The organism is Streptomyces thermospinosisporus (assembly GCF_039526425.1).
GTDB classification, from domain to species: Bacteria; Actinomycetota; Actinomycetes; order Streptomycetales; family Streptomycetaceae; genus Streptomyces; species Streptomyces thermocarboxydovorans.
Genome location: NZ_BAAAIZ010000109.1, coordinates 5,515 through 25,776, shown reverse-complemented (window position 1 = coordinate 25,776; position 20,262 = coordinate 5,515). Strand labels below are relative to the sequence as shown.

Below are 20,262 nucleotides of genomic sequence, written 5' to 3'. Positions count from 1 at the left end.
TACGCATCCTCGGGCGCCCATACACCCCGAGTACCCGAACACGCAGGCCCGCTGCACCGACCCCAAAGGGGCGCGGGGAACTGCGCGCCCAGCCACACGAAACCCGCACCCGCCGGCGCACAGAACGCCCCCACCCCTAAGGCACCCGCCCTCACAAGCGCCCCCTCAAGGCGCCCGCACTCAAAACGGCGCCCCGCGCCATCACACCCGCATCGGCTGCGGCGCCTCCCGCCGCTCCGGATCCGGCCCCTCGTACTCCCGGATGATCTCGTACCGCGTGTTCCGCTCCACCGGCCGGAACCCGGCGTCCCGGATCAGCTCCAGCAGATCCTCACGCGTCAGCTTGTCCGGCGTCCCGAAGTTGTCCGCATCGTGCGTGATCTTGTACTCGACGACCGACCCGTCCATGTCGTCCGCCCCGTGCTGCAGCGCCAGCTGCGCCGTCTGCAGCCCGTGCATCACCCAGAACACCTTCACGTGCGGCACGTTGTCGAACAGCAGCCGCGACACCGCGAAGGTCTTCAGCACCTCCGCCCCCGTCGCCATCTGCGTCCGCGCCTGGAGCCGGTTGCGGACCTTGCCGTCCTTCATGTCGACGAAGTCGTGCTGGTAGCGCAGCGGGATGAAGACCTGGAAGCCGCCGGTCTCGTCCTGCAGCTCGCGCAACCGCAGCACATGGTCGACCCGGTGGCGGGGCTCCTCGATGTGCCCGTAGAGCATGGTGCACGGGGTCTTCAGACCCTTCTCGTGCGCCAGCCGGTGGATCCGGGACCAGTCCTCCCAGTGGGTACCGTGGTCCACGATGTGCTGCCGGACCTCCCAGTCGAAGATCTCGGCGCCGCCCCCGGTCAGGGACTCCAGGCCCGCGTCGATCAGCTCGTCCAGGATCTCCGAGGCCGGCAGCCCGGAGATCTTCTCGAAGTGATGGATCTCCGTCGCCGTGAACGCCTTCAGCGACACGTCCGGCAGCGCGGCCTTCAGTTCGCGCAGCGACCGCGGGTAGTAGCGCCACGGCAGGTTGGGGTGGAGCCCGTTGACGATGTGCAGCTCGGTGAGGTTCTCCGGCTCCATCTCCTTGGCGAGCCGGACCGCCTCCTCGATGCGCATGGTGTACGCGTCCTTCTCCCCCGGCTTGCGCTGGAAGGAGCAGTACGCGCACGACGCCGTGCACACGTTGGTCATGTTGAGGTGCCGGTTGACGTTGAAGTGCACCACGTCGCCGTTGAGCCGGGTGCGCACCTCGTGGGCCAGCCCGCCGAGCCAGGCCAGGTCGTCCGACTCGTAGAGCGCGATGCCGTCCTCGCGGGTCAGCCGCTCACCGGAGCGGACCTTCTCCTCCAGCTCGCGCTTGAGCCCGACGTCCATGCCGTTACCTCTCTCCCAGAAGACAGACCCGACCACCGTACGCCCCGGTCAGTGGACCTCTTCGGGCAGCTCGCCCACCCGGTTCTCCCACTTCGTGGAGAGCACGATGGTGGTCCGGGTACGGGAGACGCCCTTGGTGCCGGAGAGCCGGCGGATGATCTTCTCCAGGCCGTCCACGTCGGTCGCGCGCACCTTGAGCATGAACGAGTCGTCGCCGGCGATGAACCAGCAGTCCTCGATCTCCTGCAGGTCCCGCAGCCGCTGGGCCACGTCCTCGTGGTCGGCGGCGTCGGAGAGCGAGATGCCGATCAGGGCGGTGACGCCGAGACCGAGCGAGGCGGCGTTCACGGTGGCCCGGTAGCCGGTGATGACACCGGCCGCCTCGAGCCGGTTGATGCGGTCGGTGACACTGGGTCCGGACAGACCGACGAGGCGCCCCAGCTCCGCGTAGGAGGCCCGGCCGTTCTCCCGGAGGGCCTGGATGAGCTGCCTGTCCACCGCGTCCATCGAATCGAAGCCTTCCAGTGAAGAGGTCTGAGGAGTCGTGAGTGAAAAGTCGTGACTGAGAAGTCCGGTCGTGCTCAGAGCGGCCGGTCACCGCCGCCCAGCTCTCCCTGCCAGCGGCGGTAGAGCCGGTGCTGGACACCCGCCGCGTCCAGTACGCGTCCGGCGACGAAGTCCACCAGGTCCTGGATGTGCGTCGCGCCCGCGTAGAAGGCCGGTGAGGCGGGGACCACGGTCGCGCCCGCGTCGTCGAGGCTGACCAGGTGCCGCAGGGTCTGGCCGTTCAGCGGGGTCTCCCGCACGGCCACGACCAGTGTGCGCCGCTCCTTCAGGGTGACGCTCGCCGCGCGCTGCAGCAGGTCCTTGGACAGCCCGAGCGCGACCCCGGCCACGCTGGCCGTGGAGGCGGGCACGATCAGCATGCCCTTCGTCGGGTACGACCCCGAGGACGGGCCGGCCGCCAGGTCGCCCGCGGGCCAGTACCGCACGGCGTCGGCGTCCACGTTCACGGTGAACGTGTCCGGCTTGCCGTCGGCGCCCCGGGACAGCCAGGCGCGCAGGTCGTCCCGCCAGTGGGCGTCCCGGAATGAGATCCCGGTCTCGTCCAGCAGGGTGAGCCGCGAGGCACGGGAGACGACCAGGTCGACGCTCTCGCCGGCGGCAAGCAGCGCACGCAGCACGGCGGCCGCATAAGGCGTGCCGGACGCGCCGGACACCCCTACGATCCAAGGCGTACGCGCCGTCTCTCCTGGCTTGAGCGGGTTCACACCCCCGAGCCTATCCGGCTCCGCAGGGTGGGAACCGGCCCAGGGTGCCCGAGCGTTCCCCGGACGGGACGACTGAAGCGGGGGCTGCCATGTCCGGTGTGCGAGGCGAGTGGTCGCGCGGCGACCGCGTGAGGGCCGCGGCCCAGCTGATGGTGGGCTGGGTGGCGCTGCTGTGGCTGCTGGAAGCGGTCGATGTGGCCACCGGTCACGCCCTGGACGACTTCGGGATCGTCCCCCGGGACCCCGCCGAGCTCACGGACATCGTCCCGGCCGCCTTCCTGCACTTCGGCTTCGACCATGTCGCCGCCAACAGCGTCCCGCTGCTGGTCCTGGGCTTCCTGGCGGCGCTGGGCGGCCTGCGCCGGTTCGCCGCCGTCTGCGCGCTGATCATCGTGGCGGACGGACTGGGTGTGTGGTTGCTCTCCCCGGCGCACAGCAACACGGCGGGCGCCTCCGGCCTGGTCTTCGGCCTCTTCGGCTACCTGCTGGCCACCGGCTTCGTCGAGCGCCGCCCCCACGGCATCCTGGTCGCCGTCCTGATCGCCGCCGTCTGGGGCGGCTCCATCCTCGCGGGCATAGCCCCCACCCAGACGGGCGTCAGCTGGCAGGGCCACCTGGTCGGCCTGATATCGGGCATCGCCGCGGCCTTCCTTTTCCGCCGCCGCCCGGCACCGGTCGCATGACGCCACGGACACCGGCGGAGCAGGCCCTGGCCCAGTCCTGTACGACCGGTGACGGCAGTGTGCGCTTCGTTGTCGAAGACCTGTCGGTGGACCGGCTTCCCCGGGGCCACCTCCTCCTCGCCTACCGCCTGCGCGTGGAGCGTCCGGGGGCGGAGGCCGAGCGATGGGCCGTCTCCCTCCCCTGGGAGGACCGGTCCTTCACGGACGTCTTCGACTCACCGTCCCCGGAGTCCGAACGGCTGCGGCAGCTCGTGCACCTGATGCGCGCCCTGCTGGAGGAGTGGTGGGACACCAAGGGCCACAACCGCCGCTCGGCCAGGCTGGGCCAACGCCTCCCCTGACACCGTCACATTGTCCGTTCAGCGCTTCACCCTCTGGGCGATGCGCAGGATGTCGCTCAGCGACCGGGTCAACTCCGCCACGAGGTACCGCAGCTCCTGCGGCCCCGCCTCGTCCGCCAACTGCCGGGCGTGCCCCAGCAGGACGCCCGCCATCTCGAGCTGTACGTCCTCCGCCGCGTCGGCAAGGCGGGAGACGCGGCCGGGGCGCTCCGGGTCGGCGATGACGTAGGCGGTCTTGCCGTCCGCGCGGGACCACGGCAGGCGGCGCGGACGGCAACTCTCCTCGGAATCCGGCTCGGACCTCATGCGACCTCCACCCCATGGATCACGTACGGCCCGGGCCCGTCGAGCCCCAGCTCCGCCGGCTCCGGCTCCCACCGCCGAGCCGCCTGCTCGGCGGCGATGACGTAAGGGCGTACGGCGCGGGTCTCCTCCCCGGAGAGAGGCTGAGCGTGACGCGGACGCGATCGGGTGCGGATGAAGGGCGGTGTGACGTGGAGGGGAGGCGGGGCGAGGTGTCCGGCCGACGGGACGGGAACGGACAGAAGCATTCGGGCCAGCCTCAGAAGGATCACCAGGGACGCGAGGAAGAGGGCGGCACAGGAGATGAGAGAGGGGATAGCGTCGGACATGCGTCAGCTCCGTTTCAGCTGGTGCCGTGCCTCGGGGCGGTGGCAGCCGTCGCCGAGGCTTTCTCGTGAGCAGAGTAGCCCAGGTAACCTATACCGACCTAGGGGAACTACAGCTCGATTAGGCACCTGTGCGAGTCACAGTATGAGAGGGTGATGGAGTTTCAGCCCGATATCCCCCGCTGGCGGCAGATCGCATCGGTCATCCGGTGCCGTATCGAGGACGGCACCTACCCGCCGCGCGGACGTATCCCATCGGTACAACAGCTCGTGGCGGAGTTTGGTGTCGCTACGGCGACGGCCGGAAAGGTCAGCGCCGGCCTGAGAAAGGAAGGCCTCGTCTACACCGAACCCGGCCTCGGCTCCTTCGTCTCCCCCGACGCCCCGGAGATCCTGCGCAAGGCCCGCGCGGCAGCCGAAGCGGAAGCTACGGAGTAGCCGCGAGGCCCCGGCGCCAGGGCGCGTCCCCTGGCGCCGGGGCCTCGGCCACCTGTTTCAGACCGTCAGCCCCCGGACCAGCAGGTCCAGCAGCGCGCAGACGAAGAGGGCGATGCCGATGAAGCCGTTGACGGAGAAGAACGCGCGGTTCAGGCGGGACAGGTCGTGGGGGCGGACGATGGTGTGCTCGTAGACGAAGGCGGCGGCCACGATCAGCAGGCCCAGCCAGAAGAAGGCACCGGCGCCGGTGAGCACGGCGTACCAGGCGAACAGGGCCGTGGTGACGAGGTGGCAGCCGCGGGCACCCCAGATGGCGGCCGGGACGCCGAAGCGGGCCGGGACCGAGCGCACGCCGATCCTGCGGTCGGCCTCCACGTCCTGGCAGGCGTAGATCAGGTCGAAGCCGCCGATCCAGATGCCCACGGCGAGACCGAGGACGACCGCGTCCCAGGACCAGGTGCCGGTGATCGCCAGCCAGCCGCCGACCGGGCCCATGGCCTGGGCGAGCCCGAGGATGGCCTGCGGGAAGTCGGTGAACCGCTTGCCGTAGGGATAGACCACCATCGGGATCACCGCGACGGGCGCGAGGGCCAGGCACAGCGGGTTGAGCAGGGCCGCCGCGCCCAGGAAGACGACGAGCGCGATGAGCGCGCCGGTCCAGGCGTGCCGCACGGTCATCGCACCGGTGACCAGCTCGCGGTGCGCGGTGCGCGGGTTCCGGGCGTCGATCTCGCGGTCGATGATCCGGTTGGCGGCCATGGCGAAGGTGCGCAGCCCGACCATGGCGAGCGTCACCAGCAGCAGCCGGCCCCAGTGGATGTTCTTGTCCCACTGGTACATCGCGGTGAGGGAGGCGATGTAGGCGAAGGGCAGGGCGAAGACCGAGTGCTCGATCATCACCAGGCGCAGGAAGGCCCTGGTGCGTCCCGGCTGCTGCGGCAGCGCTGCGGAGGCCGAGGTCACAGTCCGTACTCCTTCCAGCGGCGGTCCACCTTGGCGGCGGTCTCCGGGTCGGACTCGACCATGTCGGGCCAGCCGCCGTCGCGCGTATACCCCTCCTCGGGCCACTTCTTCGTCGCGTCGATGCCGGCCTTGCCGCCCCAGAACTGCTGGTACGAGGCGTGGTCGAGATGGTCGACCGGGCCCTCGACGACGGTGAGGTCACGCGCGTAGTCCGTGTTGCCGAGCGCCCGCCAGGCGACCTCGTGCAGGTCGTGCACGTCGCAGTCGGCGTCGACGACCACGATCAGCTTGGTCAGCGACATCATGTGCGCGCCCCAGATGGCGTGCATGACCTTCTGCGCGTGCTTGGGGTACTTCTTGTCGATCGAGACGATGGCGCAGTTGTGGAAGCCGCCGGCCTCGGGCAGGTGGTAGTCCACGATGTCCGGGACGATGATCTTCAGCAGGGGCAGGAAGAAGCGTTCCGTCGCCCGCCCCAGCGGCCCGTCCTCGGTCGGCGGGCGGCCGACCACGATCGACTGCAGCAGCGGGCGCTTCCGCATCGTCACGCAGTCGATCTTCAGCGCGGGGAAGGGCTCCTGCGGGGTGTAGAAGCCGGTGTGGTCGCCGAAGGGCCCCTCGGGCAGCATCTCGCCCGGCTCCAGCCACCCCTCCAGCACGACCTCGGCGTTCGCCGGTACCTGCAAGGGCACGGTCTTGCAGTCCACCATCTCGATCCGCTTGCCCTGCACGAACCCGGCGAACAGGTACTCGTCGATGTCGCCGGGCAGCGGCGCGGTGGCGGCGTAGGTCACGGCGGGCGGGCAGCCGAAGGCGATGGCGACCGGCAGCCGCTCACCCCGGCGGGCCGCCACCTGGTAGTGGTTGCGGCTGTCCTTGTGGATCTGCCAGTGCATGCCGATGGTGCGCCTGTCGTGGCGCTGCAGCCGGTACAGGCCCAGATTGCGGATGCCCGTCTCCGGGTCCTTGGTGTGGGTGAGCCCGAGGTTGAAGAAGGAGCCGCCGTCCTTGGGCCAGGTGAACAGGGCGGGCAGCTTCTCCAGGTCCACGTCGTCGCCGGTGAGCACGACCTCCTGGACCGGCGCGTCCTTCACCTTCTTCGGCGGCACGTGGGTCATCGCGCCGAGCTTGCCGAAGGCCTCGCGGATGCCGACGAAGCCATGCGGCAGCTCCGGCTTGAGCAGTCCGGCGATCTTGTCGCTGATCTCGCTGTACGACTTCAGGCCGAGCGCCTTCAGCAGGCGCCGGTCGGTGCCGTACACGTTCATGGCGAGCGGCATGCTGGAGCCGCGCACGTTCTCGAAGAGCAGCGCCGGGCCGCCGGCTTTCTGCACCCGGTCGACGATCTCACCGACCTCCAGATACGGGTCGACCTCGGCCTTGATGCGCTTGAGGTCGCCCTCGCGCTCCAGCGCCCTGAGCAGGGAGCGAAGATCGTCGTAAGCCATGCGGTCAAGTATCCCCGAGCGGATACCCTGGCCGTGTACCACCCACCGCTTCCGCTGGAGAGGCCCCATGCTTCGGGTGCTGATGTTTCTCGTGCCGCTGGCACTGAGCATCTACGCGTTCATCGACTGCATCAGCACGAGCGACGAGGACGTCCGTCACATGCCCAAGCCGCTGTGGGCGATCCTGGTGCTGCTGTTCCCGCTGGCCGGCTCCATCTCGTGGATCATCGCCGGCAAGCAGCGGCACCCGGTCACGCGGGGGATGGGACGCGGCCAGTGGGTGGCCCCGGATGACAACCCCGACTTCCTGAAGTCCCTCGACGAGAACAAGCCTCGCGAGCGGGACCGGGACCGAGATGCCGGCAAGGACCGGGAGCGCAGCGAGGACCGCGAGCGGGACAAGGACCCGGACGAGGACCCCAGGACCGACTGACGTCAGGGGCCCCGCGAGCCGCGAAGGCGGCGCGTTCGGATAGCTCTTCCGTGATGCCCTCGGGCCAGAGCGGCGGCGTGAAGGGGCCGTGCCGGTCGGCGAGCCGCACGAGTTCGGCGGCGGTGGGGCGGCCCTCGTAGTCCTTGTCGAGGCAGCAGGCCACGACCTCGGCCAGCTCGGTGTCCAGCTCCCGCAGGGCGTCGATGTCGGGCGCCTCGTGCACGATGCGGTACAGCACCGGAGGTCCGGAGCCCTCCCCGAACGGCGGGGCCCATGCCGCCGGCGCCGAGGCGGCCGATCAGCGGGATGGGGCCGATCCGTAACGGGTCGCCCTCCTCCAGCGGGTCGGCACCGCTGCCCCTGAGTTCAAAACCGCCGCCCCCGCTCACTCGCTCTCCTCGCTCACCGTTCCTGCGGAGCGAATGAGCTTACTGGGTGGGGAGGTTGTTGAGCGGCGCGTTCTCAGCGCAGCGTCGCGATGAAGTCGGCCCATGCGCCCCGACTCATCATCAGCACCGGGCCGTCAGGCTTCTTGCTGTCGCGGACGGGCACGGCGCCGGGAAAGTCGGGGGCCACTTCGACGCAGTTGCCGCCGTTTTCGCCGCTGTAGCTGCTCTTGACCCAGGTGATCGCGCTGACTTCGTGGCTGGCCATGGTTCTCAGCGCAGAGTTGCGGTGAAAGCGGCCCACGCGCTCCGGCCCACCATCAGCACCGGGCCGTCAGGGTCCTTGCCGTCGCGGACGGGAACGACGCCGGGAAATCCGGGGGCCACCTCGACGCAGTTGCCGCCGTTGTCGCCGCTGTAGCTGCTCTTGATCCAAGTTGTGGCCGAGCTGAACTCGTCGCTGTTCATCTTGCTCGTACCTCTCCATCGCCTCGTTGATCAGAGCGGCGGACTCGAGAGCTGACGGAGCATCCGCCCTGAGCACATCATAGGTCTGCAGGTGCCGTCCGTAGGCGGCCGGATTGTCGTTGAAGTGGCCTCGATCCAGTGACTCCGAGTAGACCCACTTGTGCCCGTCGGGCAGCTCGATCAACGACATCGAGGCGTTGGGGCGAACAAGTTCGGCGCGGTCGGCCGGCGCTACCTGTATGTGGATGTTGGGACGACGGGCGACGTCGAGCAGGTGCGCACACTGCTCACGCATGACGGTCGGTCCGCCGACCACGTTGCGAAGACAGCTTTCGTCGAGGACCACCGCGTAGAAGGGGCCTCCGTTCGCGAGAAACCGCCGCTGGCGGCTCAGCCGAGCGCGAACCCGCTCCTCGACTTCCTCACCGCTGGTGACACGCGCGAACAGCGCCCTCGCGTATGCCTCTGTCTGCAACAGCCCCGGCACTACCTGCACTTGATACTCACGCAGCGTCACAGCCACCGCATCCATCTCCGCCCGGCGCCGGAACCAGTCCGGATGCTCCACCTGCGGATACCAGTCGATCCTCCCCCACAGCCGACCCAACACCCCGCCCGTGCCGAGCAGTTCGTCGCACGTCTTCGCGAACGTGTCCGTCGGCACCCGCGTGCCCGCCTCCACCCGTGCCACATGCGACCGGTCGCAGGGGATGCGCCCCGCCAACCCCTCCTGCGTCAGCCCCGCCGCCTCCCGGAAGTGCCTCAGCACCTCACCGAACACAGCGGCCGTGGTCGCCCCCGTACTCCCCCCGGCATTGCGTCGGCTCACGGCGTCCCCCTCCGTGACAGTGGTCCAGTGTCACGCGTCATGCATTGATGCCCACGATTCCACTACGCCACGCTCGACACACCGAGAGTGACGAAGGGAAGCGCCGATGGATCTGAGCGCCGAGGTCCGCGAGGCCAACCGCCGTTCCGTCAACCGCCTGTTGATGGCTCACCCGCTGGTCCCGGTGAGCCCGCCCCCGGAGCCGGTCCCCGGCTGCGGCGAGTGCGCCGAGCTGGCCGCGCGGCGGAGCAGGGCGCGGGCGGCGGACGACGGCAGCGCGGAAACGGACGCGGACGTCCTGCTCAGACGCCACCAGCGCCGGGTCCATGAGCCCTTAGCCCTTCGGCCGGGGAAGACTGACCCCATGGACACGATCGACACGGCCACCGCCCGTTCCTGGCTCGGTGTCGCGCTGGAGGAGGCACGGGCGGGGCTTGCCGAGGGTGGGATTCCGATCGGGGCCGCGCTGTACGGGGCGGACGGGGTGCTGCTGGGGCGTGGGCGGAATCGGCGGGTGCAGGACGGGGATCCGTCGATGCATGCGGAGACTGCTGCTTTCCGGGCGGCGGGGCGGCAGCGGTCGTATCGGGGGACGACGATGGTGACCACGCTGTCGCCGTGCTGGTACTGCTCGGGTCTGGTCCGGCAGTTCGGGATCTCGCGGGTGGTGATCGGTGAGGCGGTCACCTTTCACGGCGGGCACGAGTGGCTGGCCGAGCACGGGGTGCAGTTCGTACTGCTGGACGATCCGGAGTGCATCGCGATGATGCGGGAGTTCGTCGAGCGTCATCCACAGGTGTGGAACGAGGACATCGGGAAGTGAGGCCGTGACCGCTTCCCGATGTCCTCGGTGTCGTTCGTCCCGTCCCGGAGGGGCCGTACGGCTCAGAAGCCGGCGGCGGTCAGCGCGCCGAGGCCGACGTCCGCGTAGGAGTGCTTGCCGGAGACGAAGATGTTGACGCCGTAGTAGTTGAACAGCCAGCAGCCGAAGGCCAGCAGGGCCAGGTACGCGGCCTTGCGGCCCTTCCAGCCGGCGGTGGCGCGGGCGTGCAGGTAGCAGGCGTAGGCGACCCAGGTGATGAAGGACCAGACCTCCTTGGGGTCCCAGCCCCAGTAGCGGCCCCAGGCGTCGCCCGCCCAGATCGCGCCCGCGATGATCGTGAACGTCCACAGCGGGAAGACGGCCGCGTTGACGCGGTAGGCGAACTTGTCGAGCGAGGCGGAGGCGGGCAGGCGCTCCAGGACGCTGGTGGCGAAGCTGCCGGGCTTGCCGCCGCCGGCCAGCTTGCTCTCGTAGGAGTCCTTGAAGAGGTAGAGGATCGTGGTGACCGCGCCCAGGTAGAAGACCGCGCCGCACAGGATCGCCGTGGAGACGTGGATGTAGAGCCAGTACGAGTGGAGGGCGGGAACCAACTGGTCGCTGGCGGTGTACAAGACAGTGACAGCGAGGCCGAGGTCGAGGAGGACCGAGGTGATCAGGAACAGCCCGATCCAGCGCACGTTCTTCTTCAGCGCCAGCAGCATGAGGTACACGCCGACGGCGACGGTGGAGAACGTGATGTTGAACTCGTACATGTTGCCCCAGGGCGCCCGCTGCACGGACAGCGCCCGGGTGAGCACCCCGCCGAAGGCCAGCAGGAAGCCGAGCACGGTGAGGGACACGGCGATACGGCCGTAGAGGTCGCCCTGCTCGTCACCGCCGTGGGCGCCGGGGCCGTCCGGTACGTCCCGGGTGCCGGCCGTGGCGCGGACGACGACCTTGGGCCGCTCCAGTACGGCAGTGCCGCCCGCCTGCTTCACCGTCACCGCGGGCGCCTTCTTGGACTCCGCGCCCGGGGTGAGCGCGGCGGCCGTGCGGGCGACCTTGCTGCGGCTGCCGAAGAGCCATTCGGCGATGTATGCGAAGAAGGCCAGGGTGTAGACGGCCATCGCGGAGTAGATGAGCACATTGCTCATCTCCGCGAGGCTCTCGTTGGTCGCGGCGGCGAGAGTCACTGCTGCTCAGCCCCTTCGGCAGATGCAGGGTTGCGGTTGTCGGGTGTCTTCGCTGATGCGTCGTCCGGTCCGGGAGCGGTTGCGGGGTCGGGATCGGGAGCGGGGCCGGGGTCAGGGTCGCTGTCGGTGTCGGGGGTCGAGGCGGCGTCCGTGGCGCCGTCCGTGGACTCATCCGTGTCACGGTCCTCGGGCTCGTCCGTGTCGCGGTCCTCGGAGTCGGGGGCACCCGGGGCCTGTGCGTAGAGGGCCTCGGCGAGGTCGCCGAGTTCCTCCGGCACCTTCGCGGACTCGCTGCGGCCGAGGCCCGCCATCTCGACGACGGTCACCCCGTCGGCGCCCTCGGCGGCCCGCACCCAGACACGGCGGCGCTGGATGAACAGGGACGCGGCGAGGCCGCCGATGGCGACGATGGCGCCGCCGAGGGCCCAGCCGCCGCCGGGCTCCTGGACGACCTGGAAGCCGGCCCACTCCTTGATGTCCTTCTCGAAGGTGACCGAGCCCGCACCGTTCGGGAGCTTCATGGTCTCGCCGGGACGCAGCAGCTTCTTCAGCAGCTTCCCGTCGGGGCCCTTGAACTCCTTCATCTTGGACTTGTCCATCTGGTACACGCTCTGCGGAATGCCGGAGTCGGCCTTCAGGTCGCCGTGGTAGGCGTTGAGCGCGAGGACCGGATAGTCCAGGGCCGGGAACTGGGAGAGCATCGTGCCGGTCGCCGAGCCGCCGAAGGTCGGCACGAAGAAGGCCTGGAAGCCGAGCTGCTCCTTCTTGCCCTCGGGGTTGCGGTAGCCGTCGAGGACCTTGACCACTCCGGAGGAGGTGACATTGGCGTCGAGCGGCAGCAGCGGCACCGCGTCCTGGAAGACGATCTTCCCCTTGCCGTCGCGGACCGTGACGACCGGCGCGTAGCCGTGGCTGACCAGGTAGACCTTGGCGCCGCCGATCTTCAGAGGTTCGTTGACCTTGACGGTGGTCTTCTTCTGCTTGCCGTAGGCGCCCTCGCTGTAGGTGAGGTCGGCCTCGTAGGTGCGCGGGGTGCCCTTGTTGGGGCCGGTGCGCTCGTAGGTGCCCTTGAAGTCCTTCAGGTCGAAGCTGAAGGGTTCGAGGTCGTCGGTGGTGAAGAGGCTGCCGGATTTGAAGTCGTCGTACTGGGTGAGCGTGTTGGCGAAGCCGTGGCCCTCGACGATCAGCTTGTTGCCCTCGGACTTGAACAGCTGGCCCCAGGCGAAGGCGATCAGCATCACGATCAGCGCGATGTGGAAGGCGAGGTTGCCGACCTCGCGCAGATAGCCCTTCTCGGCGGCGACCGCGTCACCGGAGAGATGGGCGCGGAAGCCGCGCTTCTTCAGCAGGGCGAGGGCGGCCTCGCGGACCTGCTCCGGGTCGGCCTCGGTGCGCCAGGTGGTGTGGGCGGGCAGCCGGGTCAGCCGCCGGGGCGCGCCCGGCGGACGGCCGCGCAGCTGGCCGATGAACTGCCAGGTGCGCGGGACGATGCAGCCGATCAGGGAGACGAACAGCAGGATGTAGATCGCGGAGAACCACACCGAGCTGTAGACGTGGAAGAGCCCGAGCTTGTCGTAGATCGGGGCGAGGACCTCGTGCCGCTCACGGAAGTCGGCGACCTTGGTCTCGTCGATCCCGGTCTGCGGGATCAGCGAGCCGGGGATCGCGCCGAGCGAGAGCAGCAGGAGCAGCAGCAGGGCGACCCGCATGGACGTGAGCTGCCGCCAGAACCAGCGGGCCCAGCCGATCACGCCCAGGGAGGGCAGGTTCGGCGCCTCCTCGTCGGGGGCGGTGGACAGCTGGGCGCCGGCCGCGCCCAGGTCCTGGTCGTCACCGGCCTTCGTGGTGTCGTCCGTCGTGGTGTTGCTCATCGGGTCAGATCCCCACAGTGAAGCCGTTGGACCAGGTCTGCATCTGCGCCACGAGGCTGTCCCACGCGCCGGTCAGCAGCAGCACACCGGTGACGATCATCATGCTGCCGCCGATGCGCATGACCCACACGTAGTGCCGCTTGACCCAGGCGAACGCGCCGAGCGCCTTGCGGAAGGCGACGGCGGTGAGCACGAAGGGCACGCCCAGTCCCAGACAGTACGCGACGGTCAGTATGGCGCCCCGCCCGGCGCTCTCCTGCTGGGCGGAGAGGGTCAGTACGGAAGCGAGGGCCGGACCGGTGCAGGGTGCCCAGCCGATGCCGAACAGCGCGCCCAGGACGGGGGCCCCGACGAGACCGGCCGCGGGGCGCTTGTGGAAACGGAACTCCCGCTGCGTGATCCAGGGCATCAGGCCCATGAAGAAGGCACCCATGAGGATCATGAGGACGCCGAGGACCTTCGTCAGGACGCCCTTCTGCTCCTGGAGCGTGTACCCGAAGTAGCCGAAGAACGCCCCGCCGGAGACGAACACGGCGGTGAAGCCGAGCACGAACAGGGAGGCGCCGGCGACCATCCGGCCGCGCCGGGCCTCGCCCAGGTCGGTGCCGGACACACCCGTGACGTAGGAGAGGTAGCCGGGGACGAGGGGGAGCACGCAGGGGGAGAAGAAGGAGACCAGTCCCGCGAGCAGGGCGATCGGCAGCGCCACCAGCAGGGCACCGTTGAGCACGGTGGTGTTGGGATCCACCGCGGCGGCGAGCGTGTGCAGGGACGTCACGTCACTTCTCCGCGACGACCGGCTTGAGCATCTTCAGCAGCCGTTCCTCGCTGAGCGGGGACAGGGAGCGGGCGGCGATCTTGCCGTCCCGGTCCAGGACGAGGGTGGACGGGACGGTCTGCGGGTTGAGCGTGCCCTTCGGGAAGCGGAGCATCAGCTTGCCCGTGGGGTCGTACAGGCTCGGATAGGGGACGTCGAAGTCCTCCTCGAAGGCCCGGGCCGCCCGGATGTTGGTGTCGCGGGTGTTGATGCCGACGAACTGCACGCCCTTGCCGGCGTAGTCGTTGGCGACCTTGGTGAAGTACTTGGCCTCCGCCCGGCACGGGTTGCACCAGGAGCCCCAGACGTTCAGCACGACGACCTTGCCCTTGTAGTCGGCGACGTCGAGTTGCTTGCCGTCGACGGTCTCGCCGGACAGCTCGGGGGCCGCGGCGCGCTCGCCCTTGGCGGCGGTGGAGATGCCGTCGGTGCCGGTGACGAAGTTGGTGTCGCCGCCTCCGCCGGAGGTTCCGCCCTCGCCGCACGCGGTGACGAGCAGTGCGGCCACGGCGGCACCGGCGGTCAGGGCGACACGGCGGCGGACGCTCGCACGGCGGTCACGGCCGACGCGGGCGGCGCGGCTCGGGCGCTGGGGGGCGCGACTGGCGGAACTCATGTGAAAAGTTTCGCATGGCCGTTCCGGCGATCTTGCGCACCCCCCTTGCCCGGGATTCGACCTAAACGGACCGGCCTTCTAGCCGATCTGCAGGACGGTGCCCCAGCGGCTCCGGCTCGCTACGACTTGACCTTGTACACCTTGGAACAGAGCTGCCCTGAGTTGCCGCCGAAGCAGACCCAGAATGTGTACGTCTTGCCTTCCTGCAGGTTGCCACCCTTTGTGGCCGTGTACGGGGACTTGTGCCCGTAAGTGCTGGCCTCCCGCACCGGGCTGGTGCCCAGGTACGCGGCGACGCCGTAGCCGTCGGCATGCGTGTCAACGGCCTTCAACCGGTCCCCGTCGGCCTCCCAGTAGGCCGCCCCGACAGCACGGCCCTTGTGGACGACGAGCACGGAGCGGGACCCGCTGCTGTCCATGTCGGACACCCAGAAGTCGACGTCGGTCGGACTCGCCGCCGCGGCTGTGCCTGCGCCTGCGGTCAGAGCGCCTGCGGCCAGGATGCCGGTGGCTGTGAAGACGGCGGCGGTGCGCTTACGCATGGAAGTGCGCATATTCCCCCCTCGATCAAGTGTTTGATGGTCATTGATCACCTTACGTGAGTCGGCGACCAAGATCGAGAGGATTTCGGACGGAGAGCCTTACAGCTCAGCCAGGTTGCTCCAGCCGCCGGCCGGCGCTTGACCGACCTCCAGCTTGCGGAGTTGCCCGAGCACCTCGGGCTTCTGCACGTCGAGCCAGTCGACGAACTGGCGGAAGGAGACGAGCCTCACGTCGCCGCCCTTCTCCTTCTCCCGCGCCATGTGCTTCAGGGCCTCCTCCACGGCGTCCATGTAGATGCCGCCGTTCCACTCCTCGAAGTGGTTGCCTATGAAGAGGGGTGCGCGGTTTGTCTCGTATGCCCGTTTGAAGCCGGATATGTACGCCTGGGCGGCCTGCTTCCGCCAGCCCGGGTAGTTGTGTGCGGGTGCCTTGGTCGAGTTGAGGGACTGGTTGGCGAGCATGTTGTAGTCCATCGACAGGACCTCGAAGGAGCGGCCCGGGAACGGTATCTGCTGCAGCGGCAGGTCCCATATGCCCTGTTTCTTCACCGGCCAGGTCTGGCGGCCGCCGGGCGAGGAGGCGTCGTAGCGCCAGCCCAGCTCGCGGGCGACGGGCAGCAGGTTCTCCTGGCCGAGCAGGCAGGGCGTACGGCCGCCGACCAGCTCCTTGTCGTAGTCGAAGGGCAGGGACGGCAGGTCGGTCCAGCCAGTGTTGGTCCGCCACTGCTTGACGAAGGACTTCGCCTGGTCGATCTCGCTGCGCCACTGCTTCGGCGTCCAGTTGGCGACGCTGCCGGTGCCGGCGCAGAAGTGGCCGTTGAAGTGGGTGCCGATCTCATGGCCCTCGAGCCAGGCACGGCGGATGTTCTTCAGCGTGTCCTTGATGTGGTCGTCGGTGAGGTAGCCGATGTCGGAGGCGCCGCGCGGGTTGTTCGGCGGGTCGTAGAGGCGCTTCTTCGACTCGGGCAGCAGATACAGGCCGGAGAGGAAGAAGGTCATGGACGCGCCGTGCTCCTTGGCGAGATCCAGGAAGCGGGGGAAGAGACCGTTGCCGACCTCGCCGGCGCCGTCCCAGGAGAACACGACGAACTGGGGCGGGGCCTGACCCGGCTCCAGCGGCACGGGCTTCTCCGGCTGATGGGGCTGCCGGCCGGTGAAGGAGGTGGAGCCGTCGCCGATCGGGCGGGCGGTTCTGGAGGGTTCGGGCGCGGCGCCCGGCCCTTCGTCGCCGCCGCGGGAACCGCCGGCGTGGGTCGAACCGTCCGAGCCGGTGAGGCCTCCGCAACCGGCCAACGAGGCTGCGGCCACGGCGCCCGCGCCGAGCCCGAGCATTCCCCTGCGGGTGAGAGTGCGCATGGCCTCCCCGTTCGTCACATCATCTGCTGGTCACTCAGTCAGAGGCCGTGACAGAGGTGGAGGTTCCACTCAATTGGGGAGATTTTGCAACGAACGGGGCGTGCGGCGACCTTGAGTCGCCGCACTTGCGGCAAGTAGGGGAGCTACGCCCGATTGGACCCGCCGCCACGCCCTCCCGGTCAGTCCGCAGGACACACGGCCCGTGGCGGAAGCGGAGGCCCGGCGGGCGCAAGGTCCGCCGGGCCCCGAAGCGGCAGGTGCGACCCTGGCCTGCGGTGGGCGCTACGCGCCGAATGCCTTGCCGCCGCCTCCGCCCTTCGGGCGCTTTGCGCCGGCGAGGAGGTGCGGGGGGACGAGGTCGCGAGCCGGTTCGCCGTAGCCGACGGAGACGATCTTGTCGCCCTGGAAGGTGAAGCTCGTCAGCGAGGCGAGAGTGCACTGGCGCTTGCGCGGGTCGTGCCACAGGCGCCGCCGCTCGACGTAGGACCGCACGATCCAGATCGGCAGCTGGTGGCTGACCAGCACCGCCTCGTGGCCGCGGGCCGCGTCCTTCGCCGCGTTGAGCGCGCCCATCATCCGGATCACCTGGTCGACATACGGCTCGCCCCAGGACGGCTTGAACGGGTTGACCAGGTGCTTCCAGTTCTCCGGCCGGCGCAGGGCGCCGTCGCCGACCCCGAAGGTCTTGCCCTGGAAGACGTTCGCCGCCTCGATCAGCCGCTCGTCGGTGACGATGTCCAGCCCGTGCGCCTTGGCGATCGGCTCGGCCGTCTCCTGCGCCCGCTCCAGCGGGGAGGCCCCGACATGGACGATGTCGCGGCCGGACAGGTGCTCGGCGACCCGGTCGGCCATGCGCCGGCCCAGCTCCGAGAGGTGATAGCCGGGCAGCCGCCCGTAGAGCACGCCGGTCGGGTTCTCGACCTCGCCGTGCCGCATCAGGTGGACGACGGTGACGTCGGCGCCCAGGTCCTTCTTCTGCTCGGCGCTCACGCGGTGGCCTCCGCTGCCGCTCGGGCCGCCGCCGGCAGGGCGTCGGCGATCCGCTGGACGGCCTGCTCGTCGTGCGCGGTGGACACGAACCACGACTCGAAGGACGACGGCGGCAGATACACGCCGTTCTCCAGCATCGCGTGGAAGAAGGCGGTGAAGCGGAAGGACTCCTGCGCCTTGGCGTCCTCGTAGTTGCGCACCGGCCGGTCGGTGAAGAAGACGGAGAACATGTTGGAGGCGTTCTGCAGCGTGTGCGCCACGCCCTCCTTGGTGAGCGCCTCGCTGACGAGGGACTGGATCTGCGCCGAGACGGCGTCGATCTTCCGGTAGGCCGCGTCGTCCAGCAGCCGCAGCTGGGCGAGTCCGGCGGCGGTGGCCACCGGGTTACCGGAGAGGGTGCCGGCCTGGTAGACGGGCCCGGCGGGGGCCAGGTGCGCCATGACGTCGGCCCGCCCGCCGAACGCCGCGGCCGGGAAGCCGCCGCCCATCACCTTGCCGAAGGTCATCAGGTCCGGGCGTACACCGTCGACGCCGTACCAGCCGGCCCGGCTGGTACGGAAGCCGGTCATCACCTCGTCGGAGATGTACAGCGCGCCGTTCTTCTCGCAGGCGTCCTTCAACCCCTGGTTGAACCCGGGCAGCGGCGGCACCACGCCCATGTTGCCCGGCGAGGCCTCGGTGATCACACAGGCGATCTCGCCGGGGTGGGCGGCGAACGCCGCGTGCACGGCCTCGAGGTCGTTGTACGGCAGCACGATGGTGTCGCCGGCCTGGGCGCCGGTGACGCCCGGGGTGTCGGGGAGCGCGAAGGTCGCCACACCGCTGCCGGCGGAGGCGAGCAGCGAGTCGACGTGCCCGTGGTAGCAGCCGGCGAACTTGATCACCTTGCTGCGCTGCGTGAAGCCGCGGGCCAGACGGATCGCCGACATGGTGGCCTCGGTGCCGCTGGAGACCAGCCGCACCTGCTCCAGCGGCTCGATCCGGGCGACCATCTCCTCGGCGAGCGCGACCTCGCCCTCGCCGGGCGTGCCGAACGACGTGCCGCGGGCGACGGCCTCCTGCACGGCGGCGATCACCTCGGGGTGCGCGTGCCCCAGGATCATCGGACCCCAGGAGCAGACGAGGTCGACGTACTCACGCCCGTCGGCGTCGGTCAGATACGGCCCGTTTCCGGACACCATGAACCGGGGCGTACCGCCGACGGCACGGAAGGCACGCACCGGTGAGTTGACGCCACCGGGAGTGACGGCCGCGGCCCGATCGAACAGCGCCTGCGAGGCGGGGGCTTCGTATGCATATGGCAGTTCGCTCATGACCTGCGACTTCTCCGACCTTCTGTCGACTTCTCGGGCTCTCGGAGGGCTCCGGTGCCGAGTGCGAGGGACGTTGTTCAGGGTAGGCCAGGGGCGCTGGAGAGAGGGTCCAGGGGCGCTCAGGGGAGGGCGCGTGGCAGGCGCGTGGCAGGCGCGTGGCCGGGGGCGGGCCCGGACGGAGCCGGCCGTGCGACTGCGGAGAGCGACCGCACCGATCGTTCTCGGCCACCGCGCGGATCTCTGCGGCCTCCAACCCCCACCACCGCCGTGTGATCTGCGAAACTGGCGTCTGATATACGCAGCTCACACGGCCCGGTGCGGCCGCGGGCCGCGAAGATCCCGCGGACTGATGTTTCACCGCACGTTTCGGCGGGCGGCCGTGGGGGAGGTCACTGACACGATGATCGGGTTGCGCGGCGGGGGCCGCGCGTCCTAGAAAAGCAGTCGGGTGGAGATATGCATCGCGGTGGCGGACTGGGCGAGGGGACTGATGACCTGGGTCCTCGACGTGCCCGGCGGGGAAGGCACCGGCGCGAGACCCAGCACGCGGACGAGGCGGCGAACGCGGCAGGCACGAACGAGTCCCGTCAGACACATGGAGTTCCGAGCGAACCCGAGCGGCTCGACGGACGTATACACGGACGGATCGATCGGCTGGGACCGGGGAGCAGGAATGGTGGTCGGGTGGGGGTGACGTACAAGTACTTCGGCGCGCCGGACGGCGCCACGGCAGCCCGCGTCCCGATCTCGATGCGTCCCGAGGAACTCGGCGGCGACGAGCTCGGCATGGGCGGCATGTTCACCAAGATCAAGCCGGAGACCATGGCGGCCATGGTGCTGACCGGCATCGAGGGCGTGCCCCTGCACAAGGTGCCCCCGCTGGAGCTGGTCGTGCTGCACCCCGACTACGCGGTGGTCAAGCTGCCCATGACGGTCGTCGACCCGCTGCGCGGCATCGGCGAGGAGGCGGTCGGCGCGGCGGCCTTCATCTGGTCCACGGTCCCGGACCGCGGCGGCCCCCGCGACGCCTTCAACGTCTACCAGCTGCTGCACGAGTGGCAGGACTTCTCGCATCGGCTGCATGAGGCGGGGCATCAGCCGTATTGCCTGGTGTGGCCCTGACCTGGGGTTTCGCAGGGTCAGGTGGGGTTTTCGGACCCCGCCCTCGCTAGTGTCCGAGGGAGGCCGTCAGGCGGCCAGGGCACATTGAGGGCACATGGGTTTCTTCGGAGGCACTGATGTGCCCTGAGCCTCTGCTGCCGGGGCCTCGGTGAAGGCGTCGTCTATCGCCTTGCGGGTACGGGTCTCGCTGGACGGCAGCAGGTGCGTGTACGTCCGCAGCGTGAAGCCCGGGTCCGAGTGGCCGAGGTACTCCGAGAGCGCCTTGATGCTCTCCCCCGCGTCCAGGAGCACGGAGGCGTAGGCGTGCCGGAGGGCGTGCATCCCCTCCTCCCGGGCCGCCTGGAGGTACCTCGCGCCGCGCTCGCGGGGAGGGATCACGCCGGCGG

The 20,262-nt window shown here is 69.6% G+C and carries 24 protein-coding genes; 6 read left to right on the top strand and 18 right to left on the bottom strand.

What is annotated here, in order from left to right:
- Nucleotides 1-201: 201 nt before the first annotated feature.
- From mqnE to ABD207_RS28200, 3 genes are all read right to left on the bottom strand, one after another.
- Nucleotides 202-1,365 carry an aminofutalosine synthase MqnE gene (gene mqnE / locus ABD207_RS28210; RefSeq protein ID WP_344016027.1) on the bottom strand — a complete coding sequence of 388 codons (1,164 nt, stop codon included), beginning with the start codon at nucleotides 1,363-1,365 and terminating at the stop codon, nucleotides 202-204.
- Nucleotides 1,366-1,413: 48 nt separating this feature from the next.
- Nucleotides 1,414-1,872 (bottom strand): Lrp/AsnC family transcriptional regulator, encoded by a 459-nt coding sequence (locus ABD207_RS28205; protein WP_343998195.1) that lies wholly within the window; start codon nucleotides 1,870-1,872, stop codon nucleotides 1,414-1,416.
- A gap of 74 nt (nucleotides 1,873-1,946) precedes the next feature.
- Nucleotides 1,947-2,636: a UbiX family flavin prenyltransferase gene (locus ABD207_RS28200; protein WP_344016026.1), complete on the bottom strand. Its 690-nt coding sequence runs from the start codon at nucleotides 2,634-2,636 to the stop codon at nucleotides 1,947-1,949.
- Nucleotides 2,637-2,725: 89 nt separating this feature from the next.
- Here ABD207_RS28200 and ABD207_RS28195 point away from each other — a divergent pair, with 89 nt between their 5' ends.
- A complete protein-coding gene (locus ABD207_RS28195; RefSeq protein WP_344016024.1) occupies nucleotides 2,726-3,319 on the top strand; it encodes a rhomboid family intramembrane serine protease in 594 nt (197 codons plus the stop codon).
- The gene (locus ABD207_RS28190) at nucleotides 3,316-3,660 is read left to right on the top strand and encodes a hypothetical protein (RefSeq protein WP_343998192.1); all 345 of its coding nucleotides are present in this window, start codon (nucleotides 3,316-3,318) and stop codon (nucleotides 3,658-3,660) included. Before ABD207_RS28195 ends, ABD207_RS28190 begins: the two co-directional genes overlap by 4 nt.
- Nucleotides 3,661-3,678: 18 nt before the next feature.
- Here the strand turns inward: ABD207_RS28190 and ABD207_RS28185 are convergent, their stop codons facing one another.
- Nucleotides 3,679-3,966, bottom strand: a complete 288-nt coding sequence (locus ABD207_RS28185) for a hypothetical protein (protein ID WP_344016023.1) — start codon at nucleotides 3,964-3,966, stop codon at nucleotides 3,679-3,681.
- Nucleotides 3,967-4,445: 479 nt separating this feature from the next.
- On the opposite strand from ABD207_RS28185, the gene ABD207_RS28180 reads away from it, so the two are divergent.
- Nucleotides 4,446-4,727, top strand: a complete 282-nt coding sequence (locus tag ABD207_RS28180) for a GntR family transcriptional regulator (protein WP_344016022.1) — start codon at nucleotides 4,446-4,448, stop codon at nucleotides 4,725-4,727.
- 57 nt (nucleotides 4,728-4,784) lie between these two features.
- Here ABD207_RS28180 and mqnP read toward each other — a convergent pair whose 3' ends face one another.
- Nucleotides 4,785-5,690 (bottom strand): menaquinone biosynthesis prenyltransferase MqnP, encoded by a 906-nt coding sequence (gene mqnP / locus ABD207_RS28175; protein ID WP_344016021.1) that lies wholly within the window; start codon nucleotides 5,688-5,690, stop codon nucleotides 4,785-4,787.
- Complete coding sequence (locus tag ABD207_RS28170; protein WP_344016020.1) at nucleotides 5,687-7,138, bottom strand: menaquinone biosynthesis decarboxylase; 1,452 nt, start codon at nucleotides 7,136-7,138, stop codon at nucleotides 5,687-5,689. Before ABD207_RS28170 ends, mqnP begins: the two co-directional genes overlap by 4 nt.
- A 67-nt stretch (nucleotides 7,139-7,205) precedes the next feature.
- On the opposite strand from ABD207_RS28170, the gene ABD207_RS28165 reads away from it, so the two are divergent.
- Nucleotides 7,206-7,571 carry a PLD nuclease N-terminal domain-containing protein gene (locus tag ABD207_RS28165; RefSeq protein ID WP_344016019.1) on the top strand — a complete coding sequence of 122 codons (366 nt, stop codon included), beginning with the start codon at nucleotides 7,206-7,208 and terminating at the stop codon, nucleotides 7,569-7,571.
- Between the two features lie 462 nt (nucleotides 7,572-8,033).
- Here ABD207_RS28165 and ABD207_RS28155 read toward each other — a convergent pair whose 3' ends face one another.
- Genes ABD207_RS28155 through ABD207_RS28145 form a run of 3 tightly spaced genes read right to left on the bottom strand, consistent with a single transcriptional unit; the run spans nucleotide 8,034 to nucleotide 9,254 of the window.
- A complete protein-coding gene (locus tag ABD207_RS28155) occupies nucleotides 8,034-8,225 on the bottom strand; it encodes a DUF397 domain-containing protein (protein ID WP_344016018.1) in 192 nt (63 codons plus the stop codon).
- A gap of 5 nt (nucleotides 8,226-8,230) precedes the next feature.
- Nucleotides 8,231-8,344 carry a DUF397 domain-containing protein gene (locus ABD207_RS28150; RefSeq protein WP_344016017.1) on the bottom strand — a complete coding sequence of 38 codons (114 nt, stop codon included), beginning with the start codon at nucleotides 8,342-8,344 and terminating at the stop codon, nucleotides 8,231-8,233.
- Nucleotides 8,292-9,254, bottom strand: coding sequence for a helix-turn-helix domain-containing protein (locus tag ABD207_RS28145; RefSeq protein ID WP_344016016.1), 963 nt, complete (start codon nucleotides 9,252-9,254; stop codon nucleotides 8,292-8,294). Before ABD207_RS28145 ends, ABD207_RS28150 begins: the two co-directional genes overlap by 53 nt.
- Before the next feature lie 364 nt (nucleotides 9,255-9,618).
- Here ABD207_RS28145 and ABD207_RS28140 point away from each other — a divergent pair, with 364 nt between their 5' ends.
- Entirely contained in the window at nucleotides 9,619-10,077 is a 459-nt protein-coding gene (locus ABD207_RS28140; protein WP_344016057.1) for a nucleoside deaminase, read from the top strand.
- A 62-nt stretch (nucleotides 10,078-10,139) separates the two neighbouring features.
- Here the strand turns inward: ABD207_RS28140 and ccsB are convergent, their stop codons facing one another.
- The 8 genes from ccsB to hemL form a co-directional block, all read right to left on the bottom strand.
- The gene (gene ccsB, locus ABD207_RS28135; RefSeq protein ID WP_344016015.1) at nucleotides 10,140-11,249 is read right to left on the bottom strand and encodes a c-type cytochrome biogenesis protein CcsB; all 1,110 of its coding nucleotides are present in this window, start codon (nucleotides 11,247-11,249) and stop codon (nucleotides 10,140-10,142) included.
- The gene (gene resB / locus ABD207_RS28130) at nucleotides 11,246-13,120 is read right to left on the bottom strand and encodes a cytochrome c biogenesis protein ResB (RefSeq protein ID WP_344016014.1); all 1,875 of its coding nucleotides are present in this window, start codon (nucleotides 13,118-13,120) and stop codon (nucleotides 11,246-11,248) included. The genes ccsB and resB overlap by 4 nt, the downstream gene beginning before the upstream one ends.
- Before the next feature lie 4 nt (nucleotides 13,121-13,124).
- Nucleotides 13,125-13,898, bottom strand: coding sequence for a cytochrome c biogenesis CcdA family protein (locus ABD207_RS28125; RefSeq protein ID WP_344016013.1), 774 nt, complete (start codon nucleotides 13,896-13,898; stop codon nucleotides 13,125-13,127).
- A gap of 1 nt (nucleotide 13,899) precedes the next feature.
- Nucleotides 13,900-14,553, bottom strand: coding sequence for a TlpA family protein disulfide reductase (locus tag ABD207_RS28120; RefSeq protein WP_344016012.1), 654 nt, complete (start codon nucleotides 14,551-14,553; stop codon nucleotides 13,900-13,902).
- Nucleotides 14,554-14,672: 119 nt separating this feature from the next.
- Nucleotides 14,673-15,095, bottom strand: a complete 423-nt coding sequence (locus tag ABD207_RS28115) for a hypothetical protein (protein ID WP_344016011.1) — start codon at nucleotides 15,093-15,095, stop codon at nucleotides 14,673-14,675.
- Nucleotides 15,096-15,194: 99 nt separating this feature from the next.
- A complete protein-coding gene (locus ABD207_RS28110; RefSeq protein WP_344016056.1) occupies nucleotides 15,195-16,427 on the bottom strand; it encodes a polysaccharide deacetylase family protein in 1,233 nt (410 codons plus the stop codon).
- 306 nt (nucleotides 16,428-16,733) lie between these two features.
- On the bottom strand, nucleotides 16,734-17,387 hold the full coding sequence (locus tag ABD207_RS28105) for a histidine phosphatase family protein (protein WP_344016055.1): 654 nt from the start codon (nucleotides 17,385-17,387) through the stop codon (nucleotides 16,734-16,736).
- Nucleotides 17,388-17,437: 50 nt separating this feature from the next.
- The gene (gene hemL, locus ABD207_RS28100) at nucleotides 17,438-18,754 is read right to left on the bottom strand and encodes a glutamate-1-semialdehyde 2,1-aminomutase (protein ID WP_344016010.1); all 1,317 of its coding nucleotides are present in this window, start codon (nucleotides 18,752-18,754) and stop codon (nucleotides 17,438-17,440) included.
- A gap of 456 nt (nucleotides 18,755-19,210) precedes the next feature.
- Here hemL and ABD207_RS28095 point away from each other — a divergent pair, with 456 nt between their 5' ends.
- Nucleotides 19,211-19,876, top strand: coding sequence for a hypothetical protein (locus tag ABD207_RS28095; protein ID WP_344016009.1), 666 nt, complete (start codon nucleotides 19,211-19,213; stop codon nucleotides 19,874-19,876).
- Between the two features lie 66 nt (nucleotides 19,877-19,942).
- Here the strand turns inward: ABD207_RS28095 and ABD207_RS28090 are convergent.
- A partial coding sequence (locus tag ABD207_RS28090) for a tyrosine-type recombinase/integrase (RefSeq protein WP_344016008.1) occupies nucleotides 19,943-20,262 on the bottom strand: 320 nt, incomplete at its 5' end.